The organism is Natronospira sp., assembly GCF_007134575.1.
GTDB lineage: Bacteria > Pseudomonadota > Gammaproteobacteria > Natronospirales > Natronospiraceae > Natronospira > Natronospira elongata.
Genome location: NZ_SLKM01000307.1, coordinates 1 through 6,227, shown reverse-complemented (window position 1 = coordinate 6,227; position 6,227 = coordinate 1). Strand labels below are relative to the sequence as shown.

At 60.9% G+C, this 6,227-nt stretch carries 8 protein-coding genes; 5 read left to right on the top strand and 3 right to left on the bottom strand.

The window, feature by feature from the left end:
- Both ACJWXQ_RS12420 and ACJWXQ_RS12415 read left to right on the top strand, forming a co-directional pair.
- On the top strand, positions 1-558 hold a 558-nt coding region (locus ACJWXQ_RS12420; RefSeq protein WP_406672924.1), incomplete at its 5' end, for a TonB-dependent receptor domain-containing protein.
- Positions 559-693: 135 nt separating this feature from the next.
- Positions 694-1,668 carry a methyltransferase domain-containing protein gene (locus ACJWXQ_RS12415; RefSeq protein ID WP_406672923.1) on the top strand — a complete coding sequence of 325 codons (975 nt, stop codon included), beginning with the start codon at positions 694-696 and terminating at the stop codon, positions 1,666-1,668.
- A gap of 23 nt (positions 1,669-1,691) precedes the next feature.
- Here ACJWXQ_RS12415 and hemB read toward each other — a convergent pair whose 3' ends face one another.
- Both hemB and ACJWXQ_RS12405 read right to left on the bottom strand, forming a co-directional pair.
- Positions 1,692-2,696, bottom strand: a complete 1,005-nt coding sequence (hemB, locus tag ACJWXQ_RS12410; RefSeq protein ID WP_346050795.1) for a porphobilinogen synthase — start codon at positions 2,694-2,696, stop codon at positions 1,692-1,694.
- A gap of 50 nt (positions 2,697-2,746) precedes the next feature.
- A complete protein-coding gene (locus ACJWXQ_RS12405) occupies positions 2,747-3,481 on the bottom strand; it encodes a protein kinase domain-containing protein (protein ID WP_346050679.1) in 735 nt (244 codons plus the stop codon).
- A gap of 196 nt (positions 3,482-3,677) precedes the next feature.
- Here ACJWXQ_RS12405 and ACJWXQ_RS12400 point away from each other — a divergent pair, with 196 nt between their 5' ends.
- The 3 genes from ACJWXQ_RS12400 to ACJWXQ_RS12390 are packed head-to-tail and all read left to right on the top strand — an operon-like array spanning position 3,678 to position 5,687.
- The gene (locus ACJWXQ_RS12400; protein WP_346050680.1) at positions 3,678-4,253 is read left to right on the top strand and encodes a peroxidase-related enzyme; all 576 of its coding nucleotides are present in this window, start codon (positions 3,678-3,680) and stop codon (positions 4,251-4,253) included.
- On the top strand, positions 4,250-5,233 hold the full coding sequence (locus ACJWXQ_RS12395; RefSeq protein WP_346050681.1) for a hydrogen peroxide-inducible genes activator: 984 nt from the start codon (positions 4,250-4,252) through the stop codon (positions 5,231-5,233). Before ACJWXQ_RS12400 ends, ACJWXQ_RS12395 begins: the two co-directional genes overlap by 4 nt.
- A 28-nt stretch (positions 5,234-5,261) precedes the next feature.
- Positions 5,262-5,687: a VOC family protein gene (locus ACJWXQ_RS12390; protein ID WP_346050682.1), complete on the top strand. Its 426-nt coding sequence runs from the start codon at positions 5,262-5,264 to the stop codon at positions 5,685-5,687.
- Positions 5,688-5,742: 55 nt separating this feature from the next.
- On the opposite strand, the gene ACJWXQ_RS12385 is transcribed toward ACJWXQ_RS12390, so the two are convergent.
- Positions 5,743-6,227: translocation/assembly module TamB domain-containing protein (locus tag ACJWXQ_RS12385; protein WP_406672922.1), on the bottom strand; the 485-nt coding region annotated here is incomplete at its 5' end.

Genomic DNA, 6,227 nt, shown 5'->3' with positions numbered 1-6,227 from the left:
GACGGCGTCAACGTGGGTCGGACCGCGGCTGGTGAAGTTGACATCGTCGATGTCACGGATGTGAACTTCGAGAGCTTCGATACTCAGGGCCTGGACTTCAACGTCCAGTATCGCTTTGGCCTGGGGAACTTCGGGGACATGGGTGTGGAGTTCAATGCAACCCACATTCTGAACTACAACACCCGAGCCACCCCCGCCAGTCCCTTGCAGGATGTGGCCGGTTTCCGTAATCAGCCGAGAAACCGTGCCGACGTCCAGCTCCGCTGGATGCAGGGGCCCCATCAGGTGAGTTCCACCACCTATTGGATTGATGGTCAGGCTCAGACCGAGGCGCTTAACCCGGACACACTCAGAGATGAGAAGATCGGTGAGGTGCCCTCCTATGCCGTGACCAATCTGAACTATTCCTACGAAACGCCCTGGGATGGCCGGATCACGGTGGGTGCCAACAATGTCTTCGACAAGGACCCGGTGCTGGACCTTAACCGGGAGTCGAACATTGAGCTCTACGACTACTTCGGTCGGGTCTATACCCTGCAGTATCGTCAGCGCTTCTAAAGCCCGAGCTGCAGTTGCCTGAAGGCAGAGAAGGCCCACCAATTTGGTGGGCCTTCCTGTTCTGGGGAACCTCTGATAAATATTAATCAGAGGTTCCCTACCATTCCGGATGGCAATCAGCCATGGAGGCGTCAGGTGGAGTCCAGCGAAACCGAGCATTGGAATGAGTATTGGCGAAGCGGCTCGATCACCTCATTTGCCGGTCGCTTCCAGGCCAACTATGAGGGCAGCATCGCTCACTATTGGGACGACCGTGCCCGCAAGTTTCCCCCGAGGGGAAAGATACTGGATATGGCGGCGGGCAATGGCGCGGTGGCCATGCTGTTGGCAGAGGCCAGTCGTCGCCATGGACTGGCACTGGAGATCCACGCCGCTGATGCCGCCGAGATTCACCCACCGCGGCAAGCCCTGAATGAGGCCAGTGATCCCCGGGGGGTTCGCTTCTGGCCTGCCTGCCCCAATGAGGCCACCGGTTTCGAGGATGCCTCATTCGATGTGGTCTGCAGCCAGTTTGGTTTCGAATATGGTCGCAGTGAGGACAGCCTGAATGAACTTGCGCGCATCCTGCGACCCGGCTGCGAGGCCTATCTGCTTTGTCATCATCCCGACTCCATCATTCTGCGGGATGCACGAGAGGAAGCCGGGCTGGCCGACCGGGTGCTATCTGAGCGTGGCTTGATTGCTCTGGCCAAGGCCTTGTCTGAAAAAATGGGTGAACACCCCAGCCGAGCCAGCCTGCGGGCCCTGGCCGATAACCCTGGCGCCGAATCCCTGCGGCAGGGACTCAATCAGGAGGTGGCGGCGTTGCAAGCCTTGGCACGGTCCGAGGCGGGACAATCCGCCCTTCGCCAATGGCTGGACAGTGTGGCGTCCTTGTTTGGCCCGGCCGTGGAGCAGCCCTTAACACGCAAGCACCAGGCGCTTGAGACACTCTCAAACAGCATTCGCCAGAATCGTAAAAGACTGGCGGATCTGATTTCCGTCGCAGTCGATGAAAACCGCCTGGCGCAATATCGAAACCATCCCGGGCTCCGCCTCGAGCATAACGGCGCCTTTCATGAGAAGAACAATCGATTACTGGCCCGGGAGCTGGTACTCAAGCGGCTCTGAACACGTACTGGATCAACCCTTCTTCATTCCTCCCGCAGCCACTCCGCCGCCCGGCGGGCGAAATAGCTCAGGATGCCGTCGGCGCCGGCACGCTTGATGCTGGTCAGGGACTCCAGAACCACCTCACGTTCATCCAGCCAGCCGTTCTCGGCCGCGGCCATCAGCATGGCGTACTCGCCACTGACCTGATAAACAAAGGTTGGCACGCCGAAGTGTTCCTTCACTCGCCGCACGATATCCAGATAGGGCATGCCCGGTTTGATCATCACCATGTCGGCCCCCTCGTTCAGATCCAGGGCGATCTCCCGGATTGCCTCGTCGCTGTTGGCGGGGTCCATCTGGTAGGTCTTCTTGTCCGCTCCGGCCAGGGCCGCCCCGGAGCCCACCGCGTCTCGGAAGGGACCGTAAAAGCTGGAAGCATACTTTGCCGAATAGGACAGAATGCGAACATTGCGGTGGTCTTGTGCCTCCAGGGCCTGGCGGATGGCAGCCACCCGCCCGTCCATCATGTCGGAGGGTGCGACCACGTCTGCGCCGGCTTCGGCATGGGAGAGGGCCTGCTTGACCAGTGCGGCGGTAGTTTCGTCATTGAGCACATAGCCCCGATGATCGATCAGCCCGTCCTGGCCGTGACTGGTGTAGGGGTCCAGCGCCACATCGGTAATCACCCCCAGTTCCGGGTATTCGGACTTGATCGCCGCCACCGCATTCTGAATCAGGCCTTCCGGATTCCAGGCTTCCTCGGCATCCAGGCTCTTGCATTCGGCTGGCACCACCGGAAACAGGGCAATGGCCGGAATGCCCAGTTCCAACAGTGCCTCGGCCTCGCGCATGATCCCGTCGATGGACAGGCGCTCTATCCCGGGCATGGAGGGGACCTGTTGGCGCTGGGCCTCGCCATCCAGCACGAACATGGGATAGATCAGATCATCCGGCGTCAGCGAATTCTCTCGCATGAGCCGCCGGCTGAAGTCATCCCGTCGCATGCGCCGCATGCGCGTATTTGGAAAGCGGCCATAGTCAACCATCACCAACTCCTGCTCTTTGACGTTTATCCGTTCCCGCCCCAGCCGGTCGCTCAGTCTTCCCACTCCAGATTCTCCAGGTGGTGCCGGAGGGCGCCCGCGGTGCGAAAACGCCGGGCAATCAGACTGCGTTTCAGGCCCAGACAGATTTCCTTCACCAACCGAGGCTGCCTCGCATAATGTCGTCGCCCGCCCAGGGCATCGTAGAAGATCCGGATGATATCCCGCACATCTTCGCGGATATTCTCGCTCGTGGGGGTCTTCCAGCGATAGAAATCAATCAGTTTGACCTCGAAATGGATGCCCCGGCGGGCAACGATGATATTTTCGCTGTGCAGATCGCCATGATAGTCCCGCAGGCGATGAATTTCCTCCAGGCCGGCGGCCAGGGCATGGAGTAGATGCAGGGCTTCGAAGAGCGGCAAGCGCTTGCCCGGTCGGCGGTAGATGAAGTCCTCCAGCAATTCCCCTTCCACGAATTCCGAGACCAGAAAGGGGACATCCCGCCCTTCATGTTTGACGTGATCATGGGTCAGGTATGGAATCAGAATGCGGCAATGGCGGAGCCGATTGAGCTTGCGGGCATGATAGGCCACCGCCCGATTGCCCATGTTCCGCTCGGGATAGAAGAATTTGGCCGCCCTTTCGATCCCGGTTGCCCGCTCCCGGACCTTGTAGACCTCTCCCTCCCAGCCTCGGCCGAGGCGTTCAATCACCTCGTATTTGTCGGCAAGGCGGTCGCCGGGGGCGAAATCGAAACGCCTGACGGCGCGTGAGCGGGATCCCATGACCGCATCCTCCTGTCCAAGCCGTTGTGGACCCGCTGGCGTGCCCGCTATGGCATGGGCGCGCAACAGGCGTACAATGGGTCCCAGAATCCGTTGCCGCGCACAGAATGCAGCAGCTGGAAGGGGTGGTCAACGTCATGCCGGTCCCGCTGCACCATCAGTTGCCAGAGACCGTCGCCGAGGGAGAAATGAGCCCATGGCCTGGATAGACACCATCAAGGAATCCGAGGCAAGCGGGGATCTCAAGGACGCATACGAGGCACTGGACGCCCAGCAGAAGAAGATCGCCAGCATACTTCGGGTGCACAGTCTTAATGCCGGTGCCCTGGAGCGGCAGATGTCGCTCTATACCCATCTGATGTTTGGCCGCAGCGGCTTGTCCCGGGCAGACCGGGAGAGCATTGCTGTGGTGGTATCGGCGGCAAATAACTGTGGGTATTGCGTCCGCCATCACGCCGAGGCCCTGTCCCATTACGAGCAGGACAATTCCCGGCTGCGCCGCATGGTGTCCGATTTTCAGTTTCTTGATCTTCCTGACAAGAAGGCGCGCATGCTCAGCTATGCCCTCAAGCTGACCACATCACCCAGTCAGGTCACGGACGAAGACATCCAGGAGCTGCGGGACGTGGGCTACAGTGACCGGGATATCCTGGACATGAATCTGCTGGCGGCCTACTTCAACTTCCTCAATCGGGTAGCCCTGGGCCTGGGCGTGGATTGCTCGGAAGACGATGACAGCACCTCTGCCCGGGAAGGCGGCGACGATTCATGACCCTGACCCAGCTCCGTTATATCAGCGCCCTGGCTCGAGAGGGGCATTTCGGTCGTGCGGCCGAGGCCTGTTTCGTCAGCCAACCCACCCTTAGCGTGGCCGTGCGCAAGCTGGAGGATGAGCTGGGCGTACCCCTGTTCGAGCGTCAATCCAGCCGGGTCGTGCCCACGGATGTGGGGCGGCGGGTCATCAGCCAGGCTGAAAAGGTTCTTGCCGAGTCCAATCGGGTGGTGGAGCTGGCCAGGGCCGGACAGGATCAGCTTGCCGGGCAGCTCCGAATCGGCGCCATTTTCACCGTGGGCCCCTATGTTCTGCCCTATGTGATCAGTCCGCTCCATAAGAGCGCCCCCGAGATGCCCCTGGTGATCGAGGAGAATTACACCCATGTGCTGGGCGAGAAGTTGCGCCAAGGCAAACTCGACGTGATTCTCATCAGCCCCCCTTTCAGTGAGCCCGGCATCGCCCTTTGGCCTGTTTATGAGGAAGATTTCAGCGTCCTCATGCCCCGTCAACATCATCTCAGCAGCCAGGCAAGCATTCCTCCCAGCAAACTGGCCGATGAAAACATGCTGTTACTGGGGGACGGTCATTGCTTCCGCCAGCAGGTGTTGAGCGCCTGCCCGGAGTGCAATGGCCGGGAGGAGAGCCAGAAGCCTGCGCGCACCACCGAGGGCTCCAGTCTGGAAACCATTCGCCACATGGTTGCCAGCGGCCTTGGGATTACCGTGGTGCCGCGCAGTTCCCTGGGTCGTTGGTATGGTGGTAGCGAACAGGCGGAACTCCTCTGTGACCGTCCCTTTGCGGGCCGCGCTCCGCGCCGACAGATCGCCCTGGCCTGGCGGGAAACCTTTCCCCGCCCGGCGGCAGTCCGAGCCGTGCGTGAGGCCGTTCTTAACGCCGACATAGACGGTATTCGCACGCTGGATGACGCCGCACCCATCGACAGCGAAACGGGCAAGGCCCTGCAGTTGGATAGCTAAGCAAGCGACCCTGCCAAGGAGAGAGACCGTGACCGCCAACCCAGTGCCCTTTCACCTGGCTTTCCCGGTCAGGGATATTGACAGCACCCGCCGCTTCTACGAAGAGACCCTTGGCTGCTCCGTCGGCCGCCAGGCTGAACGCTGGGTTGATTTTGATTTCTTCGGTCACCAGCTCAGCGCCCATGTGTCCGAGTCGGCGGAGGTCGAGGCGCATAACAGCGTGGATGGGGATGCGGTCCCCGTCCGGCATTTTGGTGCAGTACTGCCCTGGCCCCGATGGGAGGCCCTGGCAGACAAACTCCGTCAGCAGGGTGTGGAATTCCTGATTCCGCCGCGTATCCGCTTCCAGGGCGAGGCGGGCGAACAGGGCACCTTTTTCATCCGCGACCCCTCCGGCAATGCCCTCGAGTTCAAGAGTTTCAAGCACCCTGAGCGCTTGTTCAGTCAGGGCTAACGGCCTGGGGCCAGCAACGCCAGAAAGCCGACTGCTTTCTTCGTTCGTCGTCCCGTCAACCGCGTTCCAGGCTGTAGATGAAGTCGGCGCCGCCGCGGTCACCGGTCTGGGCTTCCAGGAACCATCGGCTGCTGATTTCGTAACGGATCCGGAAAATGTTGGAGCCCTCGAACAGGCCGATCCCGTAGCTGATGAAAAGCCGTGGCGACAGGTACTCGCCGAATACCACCTGGGTTTCTTCCGGTGAGTCGCCCGCCTCGATGGTGACGGTGTCGACGCCGAATCGGCGACCCAACTGTCGCCCCACCGCGGCCCCGCCGGCTATCTGCAGGGCCAGGCTAGCCTCCTGAATCAGATCCATTTCTCCGGCGCCCCCTTCGGTCAGGGGACGGCCGGTGAGCAGATAGGAAAGCTGCTCTGATTGTTGCATGGGCGGGTCGGAGAAGATTTCCAGATTAGGCTCGCGCAGGGTACCGCGAATATTGACCCCCACCACCACGCCCCGAGGCCGACGCACGGCCCGGATATCCAGGGCCGGGT